This is a genomic window from Burkholderia cepacia (assembly GCF_001718835.1).
Lineage (GTDB): Bacteria > Pseudomonadota > Gammaproteobacteria > Burkholderiales > Burkholderiaceae > Burkholderia > Burkholderia cepacia_F.
This window is the reverse complement of the sequence record NZ_CP013444.1, coordinates 2,178,436-2,202,033: the sequence shown is the minus strand read 5'-3', so window position 1 is coordinate 2,202,033 and position 23,598 is coordinate 2,178,436. Positions and strand designations below refer to the sequence as shown.

The following is a 23,598-nucleotide window of genomic DNA, read 5'->3' as shown; positions in this document are numbered from 1 at the left end:
ATGAATGGAGCCGGACCGGCGCCCGCGCGCGTGACGCGCATGACCGACGCATGATCCATGTGGCACGGGAATTGCGGGTTCTGGTGTGCGGTTTCCTACAACACGGGAGGTGTCATGCAAGGTGATTCATTTCGTATCGTGTGGCGCGCGCTCGTCGTCGGCCTCGTCGCGGCCGGCTTCGCGACAGGCGCGGGATGTTCGAAGCGCAGCGAAAACGCAACGGATTCGAACGCGACCTCGTCAAGTAGCATGGCGCCTGCCCCGGCCACGCCTCCGGGCGGCGGCACGCCCGGCAGCGGCGCAGCGGCGGGCGGCGGCATGAGTGGCGGCGCGACCGCGCCGGGAGGCGCGACGTCCGCACCGGGCGGCGCCATGTCCGCACCGGGTGGCGCGGCGTCCGCGCCGGGAGCGAGCGGCGGCTAGGGATGATTGGCCGGGATCGGGGGGAATGCAACGTCCGGCGCGGTCCGCGATGGACATGTCGCGCGTGAGAGCACGCGACGCGGGCGCGCCGGCCTTGCATCCGGCACAACGAACGGGCGCATTGCAACAGCGCCCGCGCATCCGGGGGCATGACACGCAAAAACTTCAACGAATTGCAGATATTGACCGCCGTCGCGCGCCGCAGAGCGCCTTGAAGCGACGGCGGCTTTTTGTCTGCTCAACGCAGGTTCGCAGGGTCGCGATCGGTTTGGCGCATCAGCGCGAGCCGGTTGTAGAGCGTCTTCAGGCTGATGCCGAGCGCCTTCGCGGTGCGCGGCTTGTCGCCGTTGAAATGCCGCAGCGACGCGACGATGAAGCGCTGCTGCGTATGCGCGAGCGTCGCGCCGAGCGGCAGCGTGATCGCGCTTTCGTGCACCTCGTCGCACGCCGGCGCACGGCGCGGCGGATGAATGTCGATCTGCTCGTCGGCGAGGATGAACGCGCGCTCGATCGTATTGCGCAGCTCGCGCACGTTGCCGGGCCACGAATAGCTGCGCAGCGCGCGCAACGCCTGGCCCGACAGACGCTTGCGCGTGTGATGGCGTGCGTTCAGGCCGTCGACCAGGTCCTGCGCGATCGCCGCGACGTCGTCCTCGCGCTGGCGCAGCGCGGGCACGTGCAGCGCGAACGCCGCGATGCGATAGAACAGGTCCTCGCGCAGCCGGCCGTCGCGAATCGCTTCGGCCGGATCGTGATGGGTGGCGGCGACGATGCGCACGTCGAGCGGAATCGGCTCGTGGCCGCCGACGCGCACGATCGTGTTCGATTCGAGCGTGCGCAGCAGCTTGACCTGAAGTTCGGCCGGCATCTCGGCGATTTCGTCGAGAAACAGCGTGCCGCCGCGCGCGGCTTCGAACATGCCCACGTGCTGGGCGATCGCGCCGGTGAAGCTGCCTTTCTCGTGCCCGAACAATTGCGATTCCGCGATATCGGGCGGAATCGCGCCGCAATTGACCGGCACGAACGGCGCGCGCCGGCGCGAGCTCAGGTCGTGCAACAGACGCGCGACGATGTCCTTGCCGACGCCGCTTTCGCCGACGATCATCACGCTGGCGCGCGTGGCCGCCACTTTCTCGATCTTGTTCAGCAACGCGCGTATCGGACGCGAATCGCCGAACAGCTGCTGGTTCTCTTTTCCGCGATTCGACATCGATGGCTCGCTGTACCGAAAGGGGCGCGCGACAATGCGCTGCGATGAAATCGGAAGAATTGCGTACGGAATCACTTTCGCTTTAAGTAGCGTAGCGAATTCAACCGAGCGGGGAATTGAATCTTGCAATGTGCCCGTAGCCACCGGATAGTAATTATCGATAACGGCTGACAGCGTAGCGTCGTTTCCTATACTGAAAGCGTTGACGGGAGGAAAGTCTTCTTCTCGAGCCGATCGCCGCGGGTGCGGCGGCCGGCTGTCCCATCGGCCGCGGCGGCGGTCGGTCCAGAACCGCCTCGCATTGCGAAGCGTGACAGTTGCAGCGTGCGACGCAGCGTGTGCAACGGAGAATCGATGCCCTACGTCCTGATCGTCGAAGATGATGCCGATACGCGCACGATGCTCGCGGCGCTGGCGCACGCGCAGCACCTGACGTGCGACGCGGCAGCGACGCTCGAGGAAGCGCGCGCGCTGATGTCCGCGCACACGCCGGATCTCGTGCTGTGCGATCTCGTGCTGCCCGACGGCAACGGCATGAAACTGTTCGACGAATTGCCGAAAGACGCGCATTGCGAGATGGTGCTGACCACCGGCCATGCGAGCCTCGAAACCGCGATCGACGCATTGCGGCGCGGCGCGACCGACTACCTGGTAAAGCCGCTGAACATGCAGCGGCTGAACAGCATCTTCGCGCGCGTGCCGCGCACCGGCGTGCTGCATGCCGAGATCGACGAGCTGCGCTCGGAACTGCAGCGTCTCGGCCGGTTCGGCCGCATGCTCGGCAGCTCGCCCGCGATGCAGGCCGTCTACGATGCGATCGGGCGCGTCGCGCGCACCGAGGCGTCGGTGCTGCTCACCGGCGAATCGGGCACCGGCAAGGAGCTTGCCGCGCAGACCGTGCACGACCTGAGCCTGCGCCGCCGCGGCCCGTTCCTCGCGGTCAACTGCGGCGCGATCGCCGCGAATCTCGTCGAGAGCGAGATGTTCGGCCACGACCGCGGCAGCTTTACCGGCGCGGAGCGCCAGCACAAGGGCTTCTTCGAACGCGCGGACGGCGGCACGCTGTTTCTCGACGAGATCACCGAGATGCCGCTCGAATCGCAGGTGAAGCTGTTGCGCGTGCTCGAGACGGGGCGCCTCACGCGGCTCGGCTCGACGCGCGAGATCGACGTCGACGTGCGCATCGTCGCGGCGACGAACCGCGACCCGGACGAGGCGATGGCGCTCGGCAAGCTGCGCGCGGATCTCTATCACCGGATCAACGTGTTTCCGATTCCGTTGCCGTCGCTGCGCGAGCGCGGCGACGACATCCCGATGCTCGCGGAAGCATTCCTGCGCGAGCTGGACCAGGGGAGCGGCCGCAACCTGCGCTTTGCACCGGCCGCGCTCGCCGCGCTGAGAGAGTATGACTGGCCCGGCAACGTGCGCGAGCTGCGCAACTTCGTGCAGCGCGCGAGCATCTTTACCGACGCCGACGTGATCGACACGCTGCCGCCGCCGATCATGGAGGAAGCATCGGTCGCCGGCGAGCCGCGCGACGATCGCGTGACGGTGCCGTTCGGCACGCCGCTCGAGGAAGTCGACAGCAAGCTGATCCTCGGCACGATCGCGCAGTGCGGCGGTGTGAAGGCGCAGGCGGCCGAAGTGCTCGACGTCAGCCTGAAAACGATCTACAACCGGCTTGCGCGGCTTGAAGACGCGGGCGACGACGCGGCCGACGAGCCGGATACGTGATGCGGCGGCGCGCGCGTTCCCGTCCGTGCCGCTCGCATCGCTTCGCGCGCCGCCGGGAGCCGCTGCGATGATCCGCATCGAACGCGGCCGGATCAAGCGTTGCGCGATGGCGATCGTGATGGTTGCGATCGCAACGGTGTTGCAGGCGATCGCGGTCCGGTTCGGCGGCGTCAACCTGCCATTGCTGCTGTATTACCCGATGCTCGCGGGCGCCGCCTGGATGACGTCGTTCGGCGCCGGGCTGCTCGCGACCGCGATCAGCGCGGCGCTCGCGTGGATGCTGTTCCTGTCCGATCCCGCTGCCTACACGGGCACGCTGGCCGAGCGGCTGGTCCGGCTCGGCACCTTCGTGTTGGTCGGCGCGCTCGCCTGCGCGATCGCGTCGGCGCTGCGGCGCATGGGCGATGCGCAGCGGCACCGCGAGTCGGCCGAGCGGCGGCATGACGAAACCGTGCTGGCGTCGCTTCCGCAAGGGGTGGTCGCAACCGATCCGGACGGGCGGCTCACGTTCATCAACGCGACGGCCGCGGAGCTGGCCGGGTGCCGGCCGGACGATGCGCTCGGGCGGCGCGCGCAGGACGTGCTGCGCGTGTGCGACGCGCAGGGCCGCCGCGTGCAGGCGACACCGCTCGAGCGCGTGCTCGACGGCGCCGCCGGCGCGATGTGCGACCGGCATTGGCTGGCCGGCAGCGGCGACCTGGTGCCGATCGTCGAGATCGCGGCGCCGATGCGCGACGCGGACGGCAACGTCGACGGCGCGGTGATGCTGCTGCGCGACGCGCGCATGGAGCGGGTCCGCGCCGACGCGAGCCGGATCTTGCGTGCCGTGGTCGACGCGTCGCCGGATGCGATCGTCGGCATCGATCGCGACGGCCGCATCGTCAGCTGGAATCCGGCCGCGCAGCGGATGTTCGGCTACGACGCGCACGAGGCGCTCGGGCGCGACGTCGCGATCCTGGTGGCGGCGCGCTGGTGGCGTCGTCATCCGCTGGCCGACGGGTCGCGCCGCAGGCGCGACGACCTCGCTCCGACCGATTGCCTGTGCGTGCGCCGCGACGGCTCGCGGTTTCGCGCGACGGTCCGCGCAAGCCCGGCGCGAGGCGGGGTGCGGGATGACGCACGCGAGTGCATCGCGCTGTCGCTCACGCTGCGCGCATCGGACGAGCAGCGGCGGCGCGACCGGCGCACCCAGCGTTCGCTGCGCGGCGCGCGTGACGCGCGGCAGCAGGCCGATACGTCGAACCGGCTGAAGGACGAGTTGCTGGCGACGGTGTCGCACGAGCTGCGCACGCCGCTGAACGTGATCTACGGCTGGGTCGAGGTGCTGCGCAATTCGGGCGACGACACGTTGCAGCACCAGGCGATCGACGCGATCGACCGCAGCGCGCGCTCGCTGACGCGGATGGTCGGCGACATTCTCGATGCGTCGTCGCTCGCGACCGGCAAGCTGCGAATCGATGCGATGCCGGTCGATCTCGTGCGGATCGTCGGCGAGGTCGCGGGGGCGTTCCGCTCGGCCGCGGCGGCGGACGGCATCGCGCTCGACACGGACTGCGCGCTCGACACGTGCGTGGTGTCGGGCGACGGCGAGCGGTTGCGGCAGATGCTGTCGAACCTGCTGTCGAACGCGCTGAAGTTCACGCCGCGCGGTGGACGCGTGACGATCCGCCTCGCGCGCAAGGACGGGCACGCCGAGCTGAGCGTCGCCGACACGGGGCAGGGCATCGCGCCGGAATTCGTGCCGTTCGTGTTCGACATGTTCCGCCGTGCCGACGATTCGCCGGCGTCGTCGCAGCGCGGGCTCGGGCTCGGGCTGTCGATCGTGCGGCACATCGCCGAGCTGCACGGCGGCACGGTGACGGTGGACAGCGCGGGACGCCATCGCGGCGCCACGTTCACGGTGACGCTGCCCACCGGGTGGCAGCCGGTCGGCCCGATGGCATGGGGGGCGGTCGAGCCCTCCGGCAACGGCGAGGCGACGATGCTCGACGCGCAGCGCGTGCTGGTCGTCGACGACGACGCGACCACGCGCGCGAGCCTGGCCGCCGCGCTGAGGACGCTCGGCGCGGCGGTCGACGTCGCGTCGTCGGGCCGCGAGGCGCTCGCGAAAGCGGCCGGGATGCGGCCGACCGTCGTGCTGTCGGATCTCGCGATGCCCGACGGCGACGGCTTCTGGCTGCTCGACGCGCTGCGGCGCGACGTCGCGCGCGGGCTGGCCGGCATGCGCGTGCTGGCCGTCACCGCGCATGCCGGCCTGGCCGACGAGCGCCGCGCGCTGGCCGCCGGCTTCGACGGCTATCTGTGCAAGCCGGTCGACGTCCGGCAGCTCGCGCGGGCGATCGCCCGCGCGACCGGCGGCCGCCGCGCGTGAGCCGAGCACTGAAATATTTACAACGCGGCGCGTGACCCGCGCCGTGGCGGCGCGCATCCGCGCGCGGCACGAATCTTGCGACCTCGTGACACGGCCGGCACGACGCCGGCACGAAGCATGGAGGTCACGATGAACGCGACACAGTGGCGAGCCCGGTCCGGCCGGCCGGCGCGCCGCGCGGTGAAACGGCCGTGCGTGGCGGCCGTCGTCCTGGCGGCGATCGTTTGCGGCGTCGCGCCGCGCGCGATGGCGGCGGGCGACGGCAGCCTGTCGGCGCTGCTGGCGGCCGCCGGCACGGAGCTTCGCGACACGGCCATCACGGTCAAGGCCAAGGCGGCGCTCGCCGGCAAGGAAGCCCTGTCGTCCGGCGACATTCACGTCTCGACGCGGCGCGGCGACGTCGTACTGACCGGCAGCGTGCCGGACCGGAGCCAGCGTGAAGCCGCCGTCAACATCGTGAGACAGCTCGACGGCGTGCGGGACGTGAGCGACCGGCTCGCGATCCGCGCGAAATGACGGCGACCGCCGGCACGGCACACCCGCAGGCGCGCCGCGCGATCCCGCTTTCCCTTCAATTTTTCGGGAGGACCCGCGATGGCACCGCATCTGCATGGCGTTCACGAACCCGGTCAAGCGCACGTCCTTGACGACGAGCCGGTGCAGCAGGGCCACGACGCGGGTGCGAGCGGCAAGCCGCCGAGCCCGATCGAGATCCAGAAGGCGCTGAAGGGGATGGTTTACCCGGCCGGCAAGGCGGACCTCGTCCGATGCGCCGAACACGCGCATGCGAGCCGCGACGTGCTCGACCTGCTCATGCGCATTCCCGAACGGGAATACGGCACGCCGGCGGCGGTGTCGAAAGAGCTGGGCCGGCTGCCGACGCCGCGCAAGGAATGACGAGGAGGTCGTGGATGAGACCGAGTATCTGGACGATCGCGGCGTGCGCCGCCGGCGCGTTGCTCGCGCCGGCCGTCACGCTCGCGCAAACGTCGGGCGCGGCGCCCGCGTCGCCGGTGTTGGGTACGCGCGCAACGCCCGACGTGATTCGGCCCGCGTCGGGGCCTGACGATACGCAGATCACGAAACGCCCGCAGGGCATCGACGCGGAATTCGTCGACACCGCGGGGCAGGCCGGCAAGCGCCAGGTGCAGGCGAGCCAGCTCGCGCTCGAGAAAGCCGCGTCGCCGGACGTGCGCGCGTTCGCGAAGCGGATGGTCGCCGATTACGGCGCCCTCAACGCGAGGCTGCGCGGGCTTGGCGCGCGCAAGGGCCTGCCGGTGCAGACCGTGCAGATCGTCGATCCTGACGTCGAGGCGTTGCGCGGCCGGAACGGCCCGGCATTCGACGCCGCTTATGTCGCGGTGGCCGGGCCGGACGCGCATCGTCGCGCGATCCGGCTGTTCGAGGACGAGGCGCACAACGGCCGCGACCCCGATCTGCGCACGTTCGCGAGCGGGGCGCTGCCGACCCTGATGCGCCACCTGGCGGCGGCTCAGGCGCTCGTGCACAAGGTCGGCGCGCGCTGACGCGCACGACGACACAGGAGTTTTTCGCATGACTATCCAACGGAGCGACGACGACGTTCTGCTGTGGCGCTCGCCCGACAGCGTGCCGGCGCGACCGCGCCGCGTGCTGGTGGCCGACGACTATCGCGATGCGGCGGACGCGCTGCGCCTGCTGCTCGAGGCCCGCGGCTTCGCGTGCCGGGTCGTCGACGATCCGTTCGCGGTCTGCGACGTCGCGCGCGACTGGCAGCCGTTCGCGGTCGTGCTCGACATCGCGATGCCGGGGCTCAGCGGCCTGCAGATCGCGCAACGGCTGCGCGACGATCCGCGCACCGCCGACATGCTGCTCGTCGCGTGCAGCGCGTTCGCGTCGACGCGTGACCGCGAGCGCGCGAAGGAAGCGGGTTTCGACGCGCATTGCGCGAAGCCGCTGACGCCGTACCGGCTGCTGAACTATCTCGAAGCGGCGAGCGGGAACGGCGCGCCGCCCGCGGGGGATACGGGACAGCGAACGTAGCACGTAGCGGCCCGCGCGGCTCAGCGCGGACCCGAGTCGCGCTCCGGCCGGTCCGGCGAGGCCTCGTGCGGCGGCGCATCCTGCTCCGAGTCGAAGTCGTCGTCGCAGCTCCACCAGAGCGTGCCGCTGCCGTCGTAGCGCGCCGCGCCGACCCATTGCGGGTCCGCGATGACCGGCCAGTGATCCTTGTCGAACCCCGGCGCGTTGCGAATCCGCTCGGACGACGCCCACAACCGGAAGCAGCGGCGCTCGACGTCGAGCGTGAGCGCATCCCATGGAATCGCGAGCAGCTTGTCGCCGATGCCGAGGATGCCGCCGCTCGACAGCACGGCATAGGCGACGCGGCCGGAGCGCACGTCGAGCATGATGTCCTTGATCCGGCCGACGTACACGCCGTCGGCCGTGACGACCCGGTCGCCTTCCAGCGTGCCGGCGGCCATCACGTCGGGGCCGGGGCCGCGCGCCGTCTCGCGATCCTTGCGGATGATGCGGGTCGGGCCTTCGTCGGGGTTGTGCACGGGGTGGTACATGTCATGTGCTCCTGTCGGGGCGCGCACGCGGCCCGTGGCGGGCCGCGTGTCGCATGGGGGGATGTCCGGGCCGGCGCGGTGTGCGCCTACGTCCGCTTCGGCTGCGATACGCGCTCGAGCGTGTTCACGAGTTCGTCGCGCGACGCGTCGGCGGCGCGCGTCGCGATGTCGCCGAGCGACAGCATGCCGACCAGCCGCCTGTCGTGATCGACGACGGGCAGGCGGCGCAGCTGCGCGTCAGCCATGTAGTGCTGGATCTCGTCGAGCGAATCGTCGTCGAAGCACCATTCGATCGGGCCCGACGCGACTTCGTGGATCCGCGTTTCCGGCGGCTTGCCGGCCGAGATCGCGCGCACCGCGAGATCGCGGTCCGTCACCATCCCGATCAGCCGGTTGTTGTCGCACACGGGCAGCGCGCCGATGTCGTAGCGCTCCATCAGTTGCGCGGCATGACGGATCGAGTCGGTCGGCGCGATGCGCACGACGTCCTGCGACATGATTTCGTTGACGCGATGCATGAGCGGTTCTCCTGGCTGGCTTGCGCAATGCGCAAGGCGTTCGTCGCGGCATGCGACCACGGTCGCGCGACGTGCGCCGAGGGGCTGGGTACGCCGGGTGGGCCGGGGGGCCTATAGGGCCTATAGGCCGCCGTGCGGAAAGCCGATCGCGGCGATCAGGCCCATGACCAGCGCACATTCGACCGCGGCGATCGCGGTCACGGCAAGCGCGTCGTGTACGGCGCGCCATCTCTTCGGGTTGCGATGCATGTTTTTCTCCTGGCGAATGAGCGCGCGATCATCGGCGGAACGCGCGCGCCGGATGGATTCATGCGGAGCTGGCCGCAAGCTGCGTTCCCGCGCAGCCCGGGCACACGGTTTGCCGCATGGATGCAGGCCTGCCGCGACGCTGCGCGCGCCGGCGGCGCAAGTACGAGGAGAGGGTGATGACATTGCGGAAGCGGGCGCCCGAGGTGCACTTCGAGGTCAACGTATGCGGCGGCGGTTTCGACGTAGTCGGCAATCGCTTTCTCGAGTGGAAGCAAGAGCCGCTGATTTCGCGGCCCGGCCGGCGGATGTTCGAGGGCAAGACCGACGTCCGGCGGCTGAACGACCGGACGTTCGACAGCACCGAGGTGGCGCGTCGCGCGCTGGAGCACGCCAGCCGGCCGCAGGACGATTTCGCGCTCGCGGCGCCCGTGAATGAAGAGGGCCGCGCGTTCTGGATCGTGCTGGCGGCCTACGAGGCATGAACCCGTGGTGCGGCGTGAAAGATTTGCAGCGGCGCATGTAGCGTTTTCAAACGCGGGCGGCGCGCGGCATTCGGCGCGCACTCGCGGGCCGGCACGCGGATTGCGGATCGGCGGCATGCCCGTCACGACCGGAGGACGCATGGAATTTCGACACCTGACATCGCTGCACCGGCCCGAGCCGCCGATGCCCGATGTCGATCCGGACTCGGACCCCGAATTGCCGGAGCCCGACGACGACCCGCCGCCCGATGCGCCGGAGCCGTATCGGCATCCGGAGGGCGATCCGCCGCACCGCCGGCCGCCGCTGCATGCGCCGCCAGCAGGCGCGGCGGCGCGGCAGGCACGCGCGCGGTGAGCATTCGCGTCGTGCCCGGCCTCATGCGCGAGATCGCGGAAACGCTCGGCCAGTACTTCGAGGCGCGCGGCATGCCGTTCCATATCGAGGAGCGGCCCGCCGGCGTGCTGCATGTCGGTTTCGAGGCCGACGGCCATCCCGCGGCCGTGACCGTGACGTTCGACGAGGACGCGTTCGCCGCGTTCGAGCAGTGGGACATCGGACAGAAGCGGCTGGCGCTGGGGCGCCTCGCGATCGAGTTTGCCGAGCTGATGGCGCAGCGCAGCCCGACCGCGTGTGCGGGGGATTTTCACGTCAACCGGTTTTAGCGGGCGCCGAACGGCGGGCCTGCGTGCCGTCATTTCCCAGGAGGATTGTTCGATGAAACCAAACTCCGCGCCGACACATGCCGCGCGCCCGGCCGGCGCGCCGGAGCGGCTGTCGCCGGAAGCCGTCGCCGCGAAGACGCCGACCGGCCTGCCGCCGATCGACGTCGACGCGCGCACGAGCGACAGCGGCGATCCGGTGCGGCGAGCCGCGAGCCGGATCGTCACGCTGGACAACGCGAACATGGCGGCGACCGACAACAGCGTCGACGTCGACGGCAAGGGCATGGAGGCGCGCCAGGGCGCGTCGAAGTGGCAGGACAACGTGATCTACTCGAACGCGTCGCTCGACGAAAGCGTCGACACGCCCGATGAAGGGCTCGGCGGTTTCGAGAGCCGCTCGGGCGGCAGCCTGCCGCAGATCGCGCCGCGCGACGGCTGGCGGGTCCGCCACGTCGGCGTCGTCGAGATCGAGCGCGGCGACGGCAAGCGCGTGGAGCACGTGATTCGATTCGAGCGGGCCAACTGACGCGCGCCGCGCACGACATCCCGACATCCGGTTGAAATGCTCGCACGGGGTCCGGCTCACGCGCGCGCCGTGCGCGCGAACCGGCGCTTCCCGTCAGATCGGCAACTGCGGCACCGTCACCGACGTGCCGGCCGGATCGAGCGACAGCTCGGTGCCCGGCGTCGGCCGCAGCGTGGCCTCGTTGTCGCTGGACAGCACGACGAGCCCGAGCTGATGGCCCGCTTCGAGCCGGTAGTCGCGCGGCATGAACGTCAGCTTCAGGTCGTACGGCATCCCGGGCAGCACGGGCTGCGACACCCACTCGGACAAGCGGTTGCGCGGATCGGTCCATGCGCGCGTGACGATCGTTGCCGTTCCGTCCGGCGCGCGATCGACCAGCAGGGCCGTCACGTTGGCTACCGCCGTGAAGGTCAGCCTGACGCGTGCGGTCGCGGTGCCCGAGATCCGCGTCGCGCTCGCGAGCGGCGCCGTCTCGAAGCGGGAGCGATTCTCGCCGGTCGGGGCGTTCGCCAGCGTGAGCGCCGGAATGCGCGCATCGTCCGTGAACTTCACGAGCGGACCGCCGGTCGGCGTGCTCAGCAACGTGCCGGTGCCTGCGCCGTCGCCGCCCGCGAAATACGCGACGCTCGCCGCGCCGCGCGCGGGCCAGCTCGCATCCTTCAGCAGCGTGCCGTCCGCCTGCTCGATCACCGCGCGCGGATCGCGTTCGACACCGTTGTCGAAGCCGATCAGATAACGCGTAAACCAGCGGTTCACCTCCGCAGTCCATGCATCGGCCATCGCCGGCACGCGGGTCGGGTCGGTGTGCTTCAGGCGGTGCAGCCACAGCTGCGTCGGCACGCCCTGGCGCCGCATCGCGAGATACCACGACGTCGACTGGTCGACGCGCACGTTGTCGTCGGTCAACCCTTGCGCAACGAGCGCCGGTGCGACCGCGAGCGCGGTCGGGATGTCGCGTGCGGCCCAGAACGGCGAATAGTCGCCGGTCTTGCGGTCTTCCTGCTGCAACGCTTCGTCGATCAGGTGCGTGCAACGCTCCGGATGCGCGTTCGTCAGCAGCGCCTTGATGTACACGTCGACGTCTTCGCCCTGATAGCCTTCCGGCGCACGCACGAGCCCGCCCGAGCGGTAGTAGCCGTACATGTTCGTCAACCCGGCGACCGGCACGATCGCATCGAGCCCGCGCGTGCGCAGGCTCGCGACCATCTTCGGCAGCGTGCCGTCGTACGACACGCCGTACATGCCGACGTGGCCCGTCGACCAGTTCGCGACGACCGTCTTGCCGTTCGCGTCCTTCGCGGTCGCGTCGCGGCCGAGCCAGCGGATCACCGATGCCATCGCGACCGATTCGTCGCGCGTGAGGATCGTCGGGCAACCGTCCGAGCCGGCGGTGCCGAGCGAGTCCGCGTAGACGATCGTGAAGCCGCGCGGAATGAAGTAGCTCTCGATCCACGAGCGCCCGGCGGCGGCCGCCTCGACCTGCTGCAGCATCCGCACCTGCGGCGCGGCTGCCAGGATGCGCGCGGCGCTGGAGGCGGCCGGATGCGGCGTGCCGTCGAGTTCGACGTCGACGTTGTGGTCGGGGCTGTCGGCGAGGCCCGCGTAGTACGGGCTTGCGAGCACGATGACGGGCGTGCGCGCGCCGTTCGCGGTTTCGGTCGGGCGCACGATGCGCACGTGGATGCGGTCGCGCGTGCCGTCGCCGTCGGAATCGACCGACGTGTCGACCCACGCGTTCTCCTCGATCGTGCCGCCCGACAGCGACGGCTGCACCTGGCCGTTCGCGATCACGGGGCGGTAGCGGCCGCCCGACAGGGCGGCATACGGCACGCCGGACGGCGAGAAGCGCGCGGCGAGCGGCTGCGCGTCGGCCGCGGGCGCGGCGGCCCCCTCCTGTTGGCCCTGCGCGAGCGCCGAGGCGCCCGCCACGCTGCCGCCGTCGTCGCCGCCGCACGCGGCGAGCGTCGTGGCCGCAACGAGCGCGGGAAGCCACGCGCGCCGCGGTTCGGTTCGTTGAAATCGCATTGTTGTCCTCGTTCTTCTAGTTTTCGATGCTCATGTGGAAACGCGCGTCCCGGGCGGGACGGCGGGGTGCAGTACGGGCCGGCGGACGCCGCCGGCCGCGGCGCGTCGCGCGGCGTCGCCCGGACCAGGCCGGGCGCGTTCGCGCTCGCTTACTTCGTGGCGGCGGCGACCGCGTTGCCGGCGTCGAGCAGCCCCGCGCCGCAGGTGCTCGTCGAGCAGTTCGAGCCGCTCGAGAACGGCCGCGCGCTCGACTGCAGCCGCTGCAGGACCTGCGCCGGCGTGAGCGCCGGATTGACCGCGAGCATCAGCGCGACGGTGCCCGCGACGTGCGGCGTCGCCATGCTGGTGCCGTTGTAGCTCGCGTAGCTGTCCGCGCCCGGCGACGTCGTGCCGGCATTGAGCGTCGACAGGATGCCGACGCCCGGCGCCGCGATCTTCACGGCCGGGCCGTAGTTGCTGAAGCTCGCGCGCACGCCGCTGCTGTCGACCGCGGCGACCGCGATCACGCCCTGGCAATTCGCGGGCTGGCTGTTCGCGACCGGGCCGCCGCTGTTGCCGGCCGCGACGACGACGTTCGCGCCGCGCGCCGTGATCGCGTCGATCGCGTTCTGGTACGTCGTGCTGCAGGTGCGGCTGTTGCCGCCGAGGCTCAGGTTCAGCACCTTCGCCGGCGTCGGGTTCGCCGGCGCGCCCGGTACCGGCAGGCCGGCGGCCCAGCGCATGCCGTCGGCGATGTCGCTCACCGTGCCGCCGCACTTGCCGAGCACGCGCACCGGCTGCACCTTGCCGACCCACGAGATGCCCGCGACGCCATTGCCGTTGTTCGTCACCGCGCCGATCGTGCCCGCGACGTGCGTGCCGTGCCACGAGCTGTTGCGCGCGCCGCAGCCGTAGAACGGGCCGTTCGGGTCGGCATCTTCCTGAGCGGTCACCCAGTCGCCCGGATCGGACGCGTTGTTGTCGCGGCCGTTGCCGTCGTTCGCGGTCGCCGGATCGGAGATGAAGTCGTAGCCGGGCACCAGGTTCGCGGCGAGATCCGCGTGCGGGCGGTAGCCGGTGTCGATGACGCCGACGACGATGTTCGTGGAGCCGGTCGTGCGATCCCATGCCTTCGGCAGGTTCGCGCCGCCGGCCGGGCTGAAGTAGCCCCACTGCTCGCCGTAGCGCGTGTCGTTCGGCACGAGCAGCGGAAACATCCGCGCGTCCGGCTCCGCGTACTCGATCGCGCCGTCCGCCGCGAAATCGCGGGCGAGCCCTTCGGCCTCGGCGAGCGACACGCGACGCTGCAGCGACAGCACCGTCGCGCCGCCCGACATGTCGCGCTTGATGCGGATGCCGGCGGCCGCGTCGGCCGGGTTGCCGGGCGCCGAGGCGGCGGCCGCGCCGAACGCCTGGCCGGCTGCGCGCGCGCGGCGGGCCGCGAGCACGCGATCGATGACCGCCTGGACGTCCGCGTGCCCGGCGGTCGCGGCCGAAGCAGCAGACGTGTCGGACAGCGTCTTGGCGGCGCGCAGCTTGACGATCAGCTGGTTCACCGCATCGGCCGGCCCGGGCACGGGCGCAGCCACGGTTTGCGCGTGTGCGGCGCAGGCGAGGCCGGCCAGCGCGGCACCGAGGACGGTTGCGTTAAGCGAAGCAGTGCGAATCAATTTGGACATGCCGATACTCCCCCCGACAGGATTGAACGGAATGCATCGATGCTGCTTGTCTTGTTGCTGTCTTGTAGCTGCTTGCTTCGCTGCGCTGCCGGCAGGCGTCGGATTGGCGTCAGGGAGCCGGGCGAGACGTCGAGCTTTGTTCACGCTGGGCCGCGTCGTTTCTTTCCGGAAGCTTGCGCAGAAATTAGCTCATTGAAATGCGTGCGTCAAACATTTTTAATTTAAATCAAAAAAAGTTTGATTCTTTCGCAATCTGGAACGTCGACCGACGGATACGCCGGTGCGGATCGGTGATCGTTTAACCATTGGAAACAATCTGTTTACTTTACGGGGCATGATCTTCGGCGAATCGGCAGGCATACTTGCGGAAATGATGTGAAATGCCGTTGATCCGGCGCATAACTGCTTCCCATGACGAATCCTGTCCATTTCCGATCCCTGCGCTGGCTGCCGCTCGTGGCCGCCGCCTGCCTGCTTGCCGCCTGCTCGACCACGTCCGATGTCGCGGCGACGTCGAACCCGAACGTATTTACCGTGACGACGCGCACGGTCGGCGTCTCGACCAACTGGGCGACCGCACACGAGAACGCGGTCAACGAGGCGATGAACTTCTGCTCGCAGCGCGGCATGCGCGCCAGCCTGAAGCAGGAGGCGCTGAGCGCCGGCCGCGGCGTGAGCGGCCGCTCAGAACTCGCATTCGAGTGCCATCCGACCTTCGAGGCCATGGCGGGCCCGCGCGGCTGAACGATTCCGGCGACACACGGCGGCGGGGCGGAGGGGCGGCGGGCGGCACGTAACGCCGCGCCGCCGCCGTCCCGGCGTCACGCGGCCGGCGCCTCGTACAGCTTCACGCACGCGGAGAAGTCGAGCGTGCCGAGCCCCTGCTGGCTCATCGATTGATAGAGCTGCTGCGCGAGTGCGCCCATCCACACCGGCTGATGCGCGCTCCGTGCCGCTTCGGTCGCGAGCCCGAGATCCTTCAGCATCAGGTTCGCCGCGAACCCGCCCGCGTAGCCGCGCGCGGCCGGCGCCGCGGGCAGCACGCCCGGGTAGGGATTGCAGCTGTCCGAGCTCCAGCAGCGGCCGGTCGACGTATTGATGATGCCGGCCAGCACGGACGGATCGATCCCGAGCGCGGCGCCGAGCGCCATCGCTTCCGAGACGCCCATCATCGAGATCCCGAGCAGCAGGTTGTTGCAGATCTTCGCGATCTGCCCGGTGCCCGTGCCGCCGCAATGCACGACGTTCCTGCCCATGTCGAGCAGCACGGGGCGGATGCGCTCGAACAGCGCGGCGTCCGCGCCGACCATGAAGGTCAGCGTGCCGGCCTGCGCGCCGCCGGTGCCGCCGGACACCGGCGCGTCCGCAAGCGGATGGTCCTGCCGCGCGGCCGCGTCGGCGATCGCGCGCACGGTGCCGGGATCGATCGTGCTGCAGTCGATCAGCGTCGCGCCGGCGCGCGCGCCGGCCAGTACGCCGTCGTCGCCGAGATAGACCTGCTGCACGTGCGAAGCTGCGGGCAGCATCGTGATCACGACCGCGCCGCGCGCGGCCGCGTCGCGCGGCGAGCCGGCGGCGGTCGCGCCGGCGCGCACCGCGACGTCGACCGCATGCGCGTCGAGGTCGAACACCGTCAGCGCGTGGCCGGCTTTCAGCAGGTTCGCGGCCATGGGGCCGCCCATGTTGCCGAGTCCGATGAATGCGATGTCCATGTGCAGGCCCCCGCTCAACGCAGCGCGATCGTCGTGTTCACGCCGCCGGCCGTCGCGTCGTCGTCGAACCAGCGCGCGGTGACCGTCTTCGTCTGCGTGTAGAACTGCACGACCTGCTTGCCGTACGGGCCGAGATCGCCGAGCTTCGAGCCGCGCGAACCCGTGAAGCTGAAGTAGGGCACCGGCACCGGAATCGGGATGTTGATGCCGACCTGGCCGATGTCGATCTCGCTCTGGAACTTGCGTGCCGCCGCGCCGCTCTGCGTGAACAGCCCCACGCCGTTGCCCATCGGGTTGCGGTTGACGAGCGCGATCGCGTCGTCGAGCGTGTCGGCTTCGAGCACGACCACCACCGGCCCGAAGATTTCTTCCGTATAGATCGACATGTCGGTCGTCACACCCGAGAAGATCGTCGGGCCGACGAAGTTGCCGTGCTCGTAGCCGGGCACCTTCACGTTGCGGCCGTCGAGTTCGAGCGTCGCACCGGCCTTCACGCCTTCGTCGATCAGCGCGGTGATGCGCGCATGCGCGGCCTTCGACACGACCGGGCCGACATCGGTACCCGGTTCGTGGCCCGCGTTGACCTTCAGCGCCTTCGCCTTCTCGACGAGCTCGGGCAGCCAGTCGCGCGCGTTGCCGACCAGCACGACGACCGACGTCGCCATGCAGCGCTGGCCGGCCGCGCCGAAGCCCGCGCCGACGAGCGCGTTGATCGACTGCTCGCGGTGCGCATCGGGCAGCACGACCGCGTGGTTCTTCGCGCCCATCATCGACTGCACGCGCTTGCCGTGCTGGCTGCCGAGGTTGTACACGTGCGTGCCGACGCGCGTCGAGCCGACGAACGAGATCGCCTTGATGTCCGGGTGCGTGCAGAGGCGGTCGACCACCGTCTTGCCGCCGTGCACGACGTTCAGCACGCCTTGCGGCACGCCGGCCTCGATCGCGAGCTCGACGAGCTGCATCGTCGACAGCGGATCCTGCTCCGACGGCTTCAGCACGAACGTGTTGCCGCAGACGATCGCCATCGGGAACATCCACAGCGGGATCATGCCGGGGAAGTTGAACGGCGTGATGCCCGCGCACACGCCGATCGGCTGGCGCAGCGTGTAGGTATCGACGCCGCCCGCCACGTTCTCCGCGAATTCGCCTTGCTGCAGCGTGCCGATCGAGCACGCGTGCTCGACCACTTCGAGGCCGCGGAAGATGTCGCCCTGCGCATCGGGCAGCGTCTTGCCCTGCTCGGCCGTCAGCGTGTGCGCGATCCGTTCGAGATTGCGGCGCACGAGATCCTGGAACTTCAGCATGATGCGCAGGCGCGCGCCGATCGGTGTCGTCTTCCAGGTCTGGAACGCGCGCTGCGCGGACGCGATCGCGGCGTCGACCTCGTCGAGCGTCGCGTACGGCACGCGGCCGATCGTTTCCTGCGTCGCGGGGTTGACGATGTCGCCCCATTCGGCGCTTTGCGATTCGACGAACGCGCCGTCGATCAGCAGCTTGGCGGTGGGCAGGGCGAGGGTGGTCTGGGGAACTGCGGCGTTCATGAACAATCTCCGAATAAAGAAGCGGCAATGCGATGAAAGGAGGCGGCCGCCGCGCATGCGCGCCGGCCGGCAGGTCAACGAATGGGGAGCGGGGCGGGGCGCGCGGTCAATCGCGCGCGCGACGCATCAGCCCCGTGCAGATCAGCGCGAACACGCCGAAACCGACGAGGTACGCGATCACGTAATGCGGCTGGCCGCCGCCGGCCTTGAGCAGCGACGTCGCGATCATCGGCGCGAAGCCGCCGCCGATCACGCCGGCCAGCTGCACCGACAGCGAGATGCCGCTGTAGCGGATCTCCGCCGGGAACTGCTGCGCGAACAGCAGCGATTCCGGCGCATAGAGAATCGGGAACACGACGCCGAGGCCGAGCACGATCGCCCACCATGCGGTCGACGTCTGCTGCGTGCCGAGCATCATGAAGAACGGCGCGGCGAACGCGCACATCAGCACGAGCCCGATCGCGAACATCCGGCGCTGGCCGATGCGGTCGCTGAGATGGCCGCACAGCGGCATCGTGACGAGCGACAGCGCGGCGCCGGCCGTGATCGCGTGCAGCATCTCGGCTTTCGGCAGATGCAGCTGCTGCGTCGCGTAGGCGAGCGCGAACGTGACGACCATGTAGAACCAGGTGTTCTCGGCGGCGCGCGCGCCGACGATCGTCAGCACCTCGCGCGGATGGCGGCGCAGCGCGGCCGTCACCGGCGATTTCTCGGCCTTGCCCTGGCGCTGCATCTTCTCGAAGTCGGGCGATTCGGGCACCTTCGCGCGGATGAACCAGCCGAGGCCGACCAGCGCGATGCTCGCGAGGAACGGCACGCGCCAGCCCCACGACAGCATGTCGGCTTCCGGCAGCGCGGCCACCGCGGCCATCGCGACCGACGACAGGATCAGGCCGAGCCCGACGCCCGTCTGCGGCAGGCTGCCGAACAGCCCCTTGCGGCCCTTCGGCGCGTGTTCGACGGCCATCAGCACCGCGCCGCCCCATTCGCCGCCGACCGCCATCCCCTGCAGGAACCGCATCCCGATCAGCAGCGCGGCGGCCCAGTAGCCGATGCTGTCGTACGACGGGATCAGCCCGATGATCATGCTCGGCACGCCCATCAGCAGCAGCGTGATCATCAGCATCGACTTGCGGCCGATGCGGTCGCCGAAGTGGCCGAACACGATGCCGCCCATCGGCCGCCCGATGAAGCCGACCGCGAACGTGCCGAACGCGGCGAGCGTGCCGACGACGGGGTCCAGCGACGGGAAGAAGATGCGGTTGAACACGAGCGCGGCGGCCGTGCCGTAGAGGAAGAAGTCGTACCACTCGATCGTGGTGCCGGCCATGCTGGCCCAGCCGGCCAGCAGGTGGTGCTTCGCGGTGCGCTCGGGCGCCGGTGCCGCGACTGTCGCATGCTCATCGAGGGTGGATCGCGTCTGCATGGTGTCTCCGTGGTGGTGCCGCGGCTCGTGGTCCGCAGGTCACGGTCGAGTATAGTTATGCGCAGATTCATCATGTACCGATAAAGAAGCCGGTTGGATGTGCATTTATGCATATCGACGGCCGGCCCGGAGACCCCAGCCTCTTTTTCCCTCGCCGATGCGACATGCCACCGAGCCGGTTTCCGGCAACCTGAACTGGGACGACCTGCGCTTTTTCCTCGAAGTCGCGCGCACGCAGCGGGCGAGCGGCGCCGCGAAGCGGCTGGGCGTCGACTACACGACCGTCGCGCGGCGCATCCGCGCGCTCGAGGCCGCGATGGGCACGCTGCTGTTCGACAAGTCGCGCTCCGGCGGCTTCACGCTGACGGCCGAAGGGCAGCGGCTCGTCGCGTATGCGGACGCGATGGAGACGACCGTGCAATCCGCGTGCGACCAGGTCGCGAACACGGGCGAGGCGCTGTCGGGTCATGTGCGGATCGGGTCGACGGAAGGGTTCGGGTGTTTTTTCCTCGCGCCGCAGCTCGCGCAGTTTCGCGCCGAGCATCCGCACGTGACGGTCGACCTGCTGCCGGTGCCGCATTTCGTCAACCTGCCCAAGCGCGAGGCCGACCTCGCGATCACGCTCGAGCGGCCCGAGCGCGGGCCTTACGTGGTCACGAAGCTGTGCGATTACCAGTTGCGGCTCTACGCGACGCGGGCGTATCTGGCGAGTCATGCGCCGATTGCGGGCGTGGGCGATCTTGCCGCGCACACGTTCATCAGCTACGTCGACGATCTCGCGTTCAGCAACGAGCTGCTGTACCTCGACCGGGCCGTGCCCGGCGCGACGGCCGGGCTGCGCACGACGAGCGTGATCGCGCAGTATTTCGCGGCGCTGCAGGGCGGCGGGCTCGCGATCCTGCCGTGCTTCATGGCGGCCACGCAGCCGGCGCTGGTGCCCGTGCTGCCGGACGACGTGGTCGTCACGCGGTGCTTCTGGCTGACGTGCCGCGAGGATCTGCGCAAGCTGCGGCGCGTGACCGCGCTGTGGGATTACCTGCGCGCGGCCGCGGACGCGAATCGCGAATTGCTGACGGGGGCATCGGGGGAGTTGCGGTTTGTTGGAGCGCCTGATTCGCTGTCGGGATTCGCTTGATGCGAATCGGGTTATCGCTTTCGGTGATCGATTCAAAGAAGAACCCATTTTGGCGATAATCGATTTTCGCTAATGGGAGTGTGAATGTTCAATCGAATCATCGTGCGTAAGGCCGCTTCTGCTTGCCCCACAGCGGCGGATGTCAGCGCGGCCGAAGAGAAGCTACGGACAAGGTTTCCGAAAGGCTATGCGGAGTACATTACGCGGTTTGGCGAAGGTGTTCTCGGCGGCGATTTCGTTCGAATTTATCCGCCTCGAAGGATTCTGGCGGAGCTTGAAGACTGGCGGGCGCGCATCGATCAATACTGGTTCTGGGATGAGGGGCGAAGTGTCCTGACCAAGGACGCGGCGTCTCGCGCGATCGTCATCGGCGATACCACGGTGGGTGACGAGCTGATTTTTCATCCGGGCAGTCCCGATCGGATATTGGTTCTGCCACGAGAAAGCGAGTCCATTTTTGTGGCCGGGGACGGACTGGAGCAGGCGATCGAATGGCTATGCACTTCGGGCGAACTCAGCGAGCCGTTCGATGAACGTGATTTCGAGGGGGTTGCTTGAGTTGCACTCGTCGGTGGAGATGAGGCGGATGCGTTCAACACGCGTTGAGTCGGTTCCGGGACCGGATTGGGCGCTCCGTATCGGGTGCCGTCAGGTTTTTGTCTGGATCGTCAATATTCAGTGAGCAAGGAAGCCAAGCCTGTTCCTGACACTTATTGACCGTCGCTGCGACCTATCCGGGAGTACGATTTGAGTCGCGAAAACGGGCTCCGCACGTTTGAACTCTGAAGGCAGTGAAGCGGATGTGTGGATGCAATGTGTGACGTCGCCTTCCTCAGGCAGCAGGAACCGTCGGCATGAAAAGAATCGTTTTGCTTTGGAAAATTGTAAGGAACGATCTACGCATACTCGGGTATGCGTTGCGGCATCCCGAGCGCCCTGGATGGCTGATTCCCGCGATCGCTTTGGTCGCGCTGTACGCGATCGATCCTTTCAATTTCGCTGTTCCATTCGTCGGGATTGTGGACGATGGTGTACTGGTCCCAATGGCGTTGCACTTGATGGTCCGCTGTCTACCAACTCAGCTGCAACGCCCGCGCCGCTGAAGAGGGATCAAATCAGGAAGGTAGCGCTGAGTTCGTCTAGGATTCGTCGATGCCTTCCACCGACCGCAGGAATGCGAGTGCGTCACCGCGCTTCGCTGGCAAGCGTCGAACACAGAGTGTGCTCCGATGGTGAGTCGGCGCGACGTCCAAGAAAAATAGATGCAAGTAGAAAGACATGACGACAAATGAAAGTGCGGTAGACGAAAGCGTGGCAGGTCGCGTTGGCGACGTCGCAGGGTTTTGGCGCAGGACGGCGGCGTTTGGCATCGATTGCGTCGTGCTTGGGCTGATTGGACTGGCGCTGGCCATTTTGTTCTTTGATCAGTTGGCCGCAATTGGACAGTGGGGGCGGTTGATTGGATTTCTAATCGGCTCGACTTATTTCGGCTTGATGGAAGGCCATGCCGGACGGTGTCAGTCACTCGGAAAGCAGGCGTTAAAAATCAAGGTCATCAGATGTGACGCGGACGGGATTGCAACGCTGGGCGTGACACAAGCGTGCCTGCGCTATGCAATTGTTGCCGTTCCGACCGTTCTCGGCGGTATCGCGTTTGTCGACCTCCCAGCGCTGAATTCACCTCATGAAGCATGGATCTCACGGGTTAACTCATTTGCCGTATTTCTGTGGGGCGCAGCGCTTGTATACCTGCTCGCGTTCAACCGGCCTAGCCGACAATCGTTGCAAGACCTGGCAGTCTCGAGTCTCGTCGTTCGAGTCTCCACGAAGCAGGTACGAGTTGTTCAGGTTCGCAGAAAGCACTGGGTCGCGCTGGGCGCCTTCGCCGGCCTCATACTGCTCGCGAGTCCGTTCGTAAATCGATATCTTGCGTCGAAGCTAACGGAACTGGACCAAATCCAGCGTGCAACGTTGACGGTCCCTTCGGTCATGCGAAGCGGAGTCACAATGAGTAGCATCAGGCATGTCGGATCGTCGGGCGATGCGCCTCGCACGGTTACCATTATTTCCGTTGTAAGCGGCTCCCCGATGCTACAAACCGAACAGGGTACGCATGCGATCGCGCGCGCTGCTTTTGGCGCGTGGCCGATGCTCGCAAACCAGGACATCGTAACGATTGTTTCCGTTCGCGGCGCCGACCTCGGCATTGCCTCCTGGCGAACACAGTTCGTCGAAAGTTGGCCAGGCCGCCAATGGGCATCGAAGATGACATCGCCATGAGCGTTTCGTCGGTCGGTTGATGCGTTTGCATGACACGCACGCCGTAGCCGATCTTCGCGCACCGTCGTCGGACGCAGTGCGGCCAGATTATGGCCATGCCATGCGGCACGTATCGACCATCCCGACTGAGTTTGGCCGGAAACAGTCGCTCGACGTCAGTATTTGAATCGTTGACAGTCGATGCACACATGCGCTCAGGGTCTGTTTACATACGGAACACGCATGCGTTGCGACGAGAACGGCCGCTCGCGAGGCGCGCGACGCCGCGAATACTGGACGTATCGCCAAGGAGCACAACGTGGCGAGCGGCCGTTCTCGTGGCAACCCCAAACTTGAAATTCATTCCAGGGGAATGCCCGAAATCGCCCGTATGGCGGCGTCGCTCGTCGCTTGTTTGGCGCGGCCAAACGGCGCTCCTCGCTCCTTGCCCTACGAGCGATTTCGGGCATTCGCATGCGTGTTCCGTATGTAAACAGACCATAGGCATGACTTGGAGCAGCGCAATATCAATAAATGACTACGAAACGCACAAAATCTCGGCTGGCTGCCGAGCTCGGTCGCTTCGTGCAGCAATATGCCCGCAAGACCCAGACCTCGGAGCCGAACGATCGGCAATACGATCGCAAGCTAGAGAAGAAAATGAAGCGGCTTTCCCCGTCCGAACTATCTGACCTCCTTTCCGGAGACGAACAAGAGCCGAATGAGCCGGGGCGCGATAAGGGCTGACAGCGGCCCATGAATGGTCGGTAGAGTTAGACGCCCGTTTTCCAATCGAATCGAGGAAAACATGGGGGCTGCTTCAATGGAATCCACAGTTACCTTACGTCAAGCTTACCTGGTCATGTTTGAGTTTCTCCATCGAGAATGGTTGCGACTCGATAAACCGGATGCATTGGGTGCGCTCGTCGGCAATCTTGCTCTTTGGGACGGCTCAAATGGGAACGGAACGCCGATGGACGCAGCTGTATTTCTGGAATGGCTGGAATGCGCAAACAGCGTCTTGGAGCATGAACGTCGAGGCCCTGGCTATACAGGCGCCGACATCCGACTGACATAGTGGCGTGCGGGGCCGTGCGAACCCGGTGGCGGAGCC

27 protein-coding genes are annotated in these 23,598 nt (G+C 68.1%); 18 read left to right on the top strand and 9 right to left on the bottom strand.

Features of this window, described 5'->3' with window-relative positions; translation table 11 throughout:
* Window positions 1-114: 114 nt before the first annotated feature.
* Complete coding sequence (locus tag WT26_RS29735; protein WP_042587572.1) at window positions 115-423, top strand: hypothetical protein; 309 nt, start codon at window positions 115-117, stop codon at window positions 421-423.
* Window positions 424-661: 238 nt separating this feature from the next.
* On the opposite strand, the gene WT26_RS29730 is transcribed toward WT26_RS29735, so the two are convergent.
* Entirely contained in the window at window positions 662-1,633 is a 972-nt protein-coding gene (locus tag WT26_RS29730) for a sigma-54 interaction domain-containing protein (RefSeq protein WP_069274637.1), read from the bottom strand.
* Window positions 1,634-1,987: 354 nt separating this feature from the next.
* Between WT26_RS29730 and WT26_RS29725 the strand changes: the two genes are divergently transcribed.
* The 6 genes from WT26_RS29725 (at window position 1,988) to WT26_RS29700 (ending at window position 7,760) form a co-directional block, all read left to right on the top strand.
* Complete coding sequence (locus WT26_RS29725) at window positions 1,988-3,367, top strand: sigma-54-dependent transcriptional regulator (protein WP_069275195.1); 1,380 nt, start codon at window positions 1,988-1,990, stop codon at window positions 3,365-3,367.
* A gap of 67 nt (window positions 3,368-3,434) precedes the next feature.
* Complete coding sequence (locus WT26_RS29720) at window positions 3,435-5,738, top strand: ATP-binding protein (protein ID WP_069275194.1); 2,304 nt, start codon at window positions 3,435-3,437, stop codon at window positions 5,736-5,738.
* 129 nt (window positions 5,739-5,867) lie between these two features.
* Window positions 5,868-6,254, top strand: a complete 387-nt coding sequence (locus tag WT26_RS29715; protein ID WP_069271889.1) for a BON domain-containing protein — start codon at window positions 5,868-5,870, stop codon at window positions 6,252-6,254.
* A 78-nt stretch (window positions 6,255-6,332) separates the two neighbouring features.
* Window positions 6,333-6,635, top strand: coding sequence for a DUF2795 domain-containing protein (locus WT26_RS29710; RefSeq protein ID WP_059528558.1), 303 nt, complete (start codon window positions 6,333-6,335; stop codon window positions 6,633-6,635).
* 14 nt (window positions 6,636-6,649) lie between these two features.
* Window positions 6,650-7,264: a DUF4142 domain-containing protein gene (locus tag WT26_RS29705; protein WP_069271415.1), complete on the top strand. Its 615-nt coding sequence runs from the start codon at window positions 6,650-6,652 to the stop codon at window positions 7,262-7,264.
* Between the two features lie 28 nt (window positions 7,265-7,292).
* Entirely contained in the window at window positions 7,293-7,760 is a 468-nt protein-coding gene (locus tag WT26_RS29700; protein WP_059528564.1) for a response regulator, read from the top strand.
* Window positions 7,761-7,780: 20 nt separating this feature from the next.
* Here the strand turns inward: WT26_RS29700 and WT26_RS29695 are convergent, their stop codons facing one another.
* The 3 genes from WT26_RS29695 to WT26_RS38865 form a co-directional block, all read right to left on the bottom strand.
* Complete coding sequence (locus tag WT26_RS29695; RefSeq protein ID WP_069274636.1) at window positions 7,781-8,290, bottom strand: PRC-barrel domain-containing protein; 510 nt, start codon at window positions 8,288-8,290, stop codon at window positions 7,781-7,783.
* An 86-nt stretch (window positions 8,291-8,376) separates the two neighbouring features.
* On the bottom strand, window positions 8,377-8,808 hold the full coding sequence (locus WT26_RS29690) for a CBS domain-containing protein (protein ID WP_069274635.1): 432 nt from the start codon (window positions 8,806-8,808) through the stop codon (window positions 8,377-8,379).
* Window positions 8,809-8,928: 120 nt separating this feature from the next.
* A complete protein-coding gene (locus WT26_RS38865) occupies window positions 8,929-9,057 on the bottom strand; it encodes a hypothetical protein (protein ID WP_256111065.1) in 129 nt (42 codons plus the stop codon).
* 176 nt (window positions 9,058-9,233) lie between these two features.
* On the opposite strand from WT26_RS38865, the gene WT26_RS29685 reads away from it, so the two are divergent.
* From WT26_RS29685 to WT26_RS29670, 4 genes are all read left to right on the top strand, one after another.
* Window positions 9,234-9,539: a hypothetical protein gene (locus WT26_RS29685; RefSeq protein WP_042588785.1), complete on the top strand. Its 306-nt coding sequence runs from the start codon at window positions 9,234-9,236 to the stop codon at window positions 9,537-9,539.
* Window positions 9,540-9,678: 139 nt separating this feature from the next.
* Window positions 9,679-9,894: a hypothetical protein gene (locus WT26_RS29680; protein WP_042588786.1), complete on the top strand. Its 216-nt coding sequence runs from the start codon at window positions 9,679-9,681 to the stop codon at window positions 9,892-9,894.
* The gene (locus WT26_RS29675) at window positions 9,891-10,202 is read left to right on the top strand and encodes a hypothetical protein (RefSeq protein WP_059714709.1); all 312 of its coding nucleotides are present in this window, start codon (window positions 9,891-9,893) and stop codon (window positions 10,200-10,202) included. The genes WT26_RS29680 and WT26_RS29675 overlap by 4 nt, the downstream gene beginning before the upstream one ends.
* 52 nt (window positions 10,203-10,254) lie before the next feature.
* On the top strand, window positions 10,255-10,728 hold the full coding sequence (locus WT26_RS29670; RefSeq protein WP_088500514.1) for a DUF3005 domain-containing protein: 474 nt from the start codon (window positions 10,255-10,257) through the stop codon (window positions 10,726-10,728).
* 93 nt (window positions 10,729-10,821) lie between these two features.
* Here the strand turns inward: WT26_RS29670 and WT26_RS29665 are convergent, their stop codons facing one another.
* Entirely contained in the window at window positions 10,822-12,753 is a 1,932-nt protein-coding gene (locus tag WT26_RS29665) for a Xaa-Pro dipeptidyl-peptidase (RefSeq protein WP_069274634.1), read from the bottom strand.
* 149 nt (window positions 12,754-12,902) lie between these two features.
* Window positions 12,903-14,411, bottom strand: a complete 1,509-nt coding sequence (locus WT26_RS29660) for a S8 family peptidase (RefSeq protein WP_069271413.1) — start codon at window positions 14,409-14,411, stop codon at window positions 12,903-12,905.
* A 411-nt stretch (window positions 14,412-14,822) separates the two neighbouring features.
* On the opposite strand from WT26_RS29660, the gene WT26_RS29655 reads away from it, so the two are divergent.
* A complete protein-coding gene (locus tag WT26_RS29655; RefSeq protein ID WP_069274633.1) occupies window positions 14,823-15,155 on the top strand; it encodes a hypothetical protein in 333 nt (110 codons plus the stop codon).
* A 77-nt stretch (window positions 15,156-15,232) separates the two neighbouring features.
* Here the strand turns inward: WT26_RS29655 and mmsB are convergent, their stop codons facing one another.
* The 3 genes from mmsB to WT26_RS29640 form a co-directional block, all read right to left on the bottom strand.
* Window positions 15,233-16,123 carry a 3-hydroxyisobutyrate dehydrogenase gene (gene mmsB, locus WT26_RS29650; protein WP_069274632.1) on the bottom strand — a complete coding sequence of 297 codons (891 nt, stop codon included), beginning with the start codon at window positions 16,121-16,123 and terminating at the stop codon, window positions 15,233-15,235.
* Window positions 16,124-16,137: 14 nt separating this feature from the next.
* Window positions 16,138-17,664, bottom strand: coding sequence for a CoA-acylating methylmalonate-semialdehyde dehydrogenase (locus WT26_RS29645; protein ID WP_059729413.1), 1,527 nt, complete (start codon window positions 17,662-17,664; stop codon window positions 16,138-16,140).
* Between the two features lie 106 nt (window positions 17,665-17,770).
* Entirely contained in the window at window positions 17,771-19,090 is a 1,320-nt protein-coding gene (locus WT26_RS29640) for an MFS transporter (protein ID WP_069274631.1), read from the bottom strand.
* Window positions 19,091-19,247: 157 nt separating this feature from the next.
* Between WT26_RS29640 and WT26_RS29635 the strand changes: the two genes are divergently transcribed.
* From WT26_RS29635 to WT26_RS37765, 6 genes are all read left to right on the top strand, one after another.
* The gene (locus WT26_RS29635) at window positions 19,248-20,225 is read left to right on the top strand and encodes a LysR family transcriptional regulator (protein ID WP_069274630.1); all 978 of its coding nucleotides are present in this window, start codon (window positions 19,248-19,250) and stop codon (window positions 20,223-20,225) included.
* 84 nt (window positions 20,226-20,309) lie between these two features.
* Entirely contained in the window at window positions 20,310-20,783 is a 474-nt protein-coding gene (locus WT26_RS29630) for an SMI1/KNR4 family protein (RefSeq protein WP_069271408.1), read from the top strand.
* A gap of 296 nt (window positions 20,784-21,079) precedes the next feature.
* Complete coding sequence (locus tag WT26_RS36635) at window positions 21,080-21,328, top strand: YkvA family protein (protein ID WP_071766869.1); 249 nt, start codon at window positions 21,080-21,082, stop codon at window positions 21,326-21,328.
* Window positions 21,329-21,503: 175 nt separating this feature from the next.
* The gene (locus WT26_RS29625) at window positions 21,504-22,505 is read left to right on the top strand and encodes an RDD family protein (RefSeq protein WP_080485764.1); all 1,002 of its coding nucleotides are present in this window, start codon (window positions 21,504-21,506) and stop codon (window positions 22,503-22,505) included.
* A 513-nt stretch (window positions 22,506-23,018) separates the two neighbouring features.
* A complete protein-coding gene (locus tag WT26_RS29620; protein ID WP_069271407.1) occupies window positions 23,019-23,231 on the top strand; it encodes a hypothetical protein in 213 nt (70 codons plus the stop codon).
* 61 nt (window positions 23,232-23,292) lie between these two features.
* Window positions 23,293-23,562: a hypothetical protein gene (locus tag WT26_RS37765; protein WP_155123250.1), complete on the top strand. Its 270-nt coding sequence runs from the start codon at window positions 23,293-23,295 to the stop codon at window positions 23,560-23,562.
* Window positions 23,563-23,598: the final 36 nt, after the last annotated feature.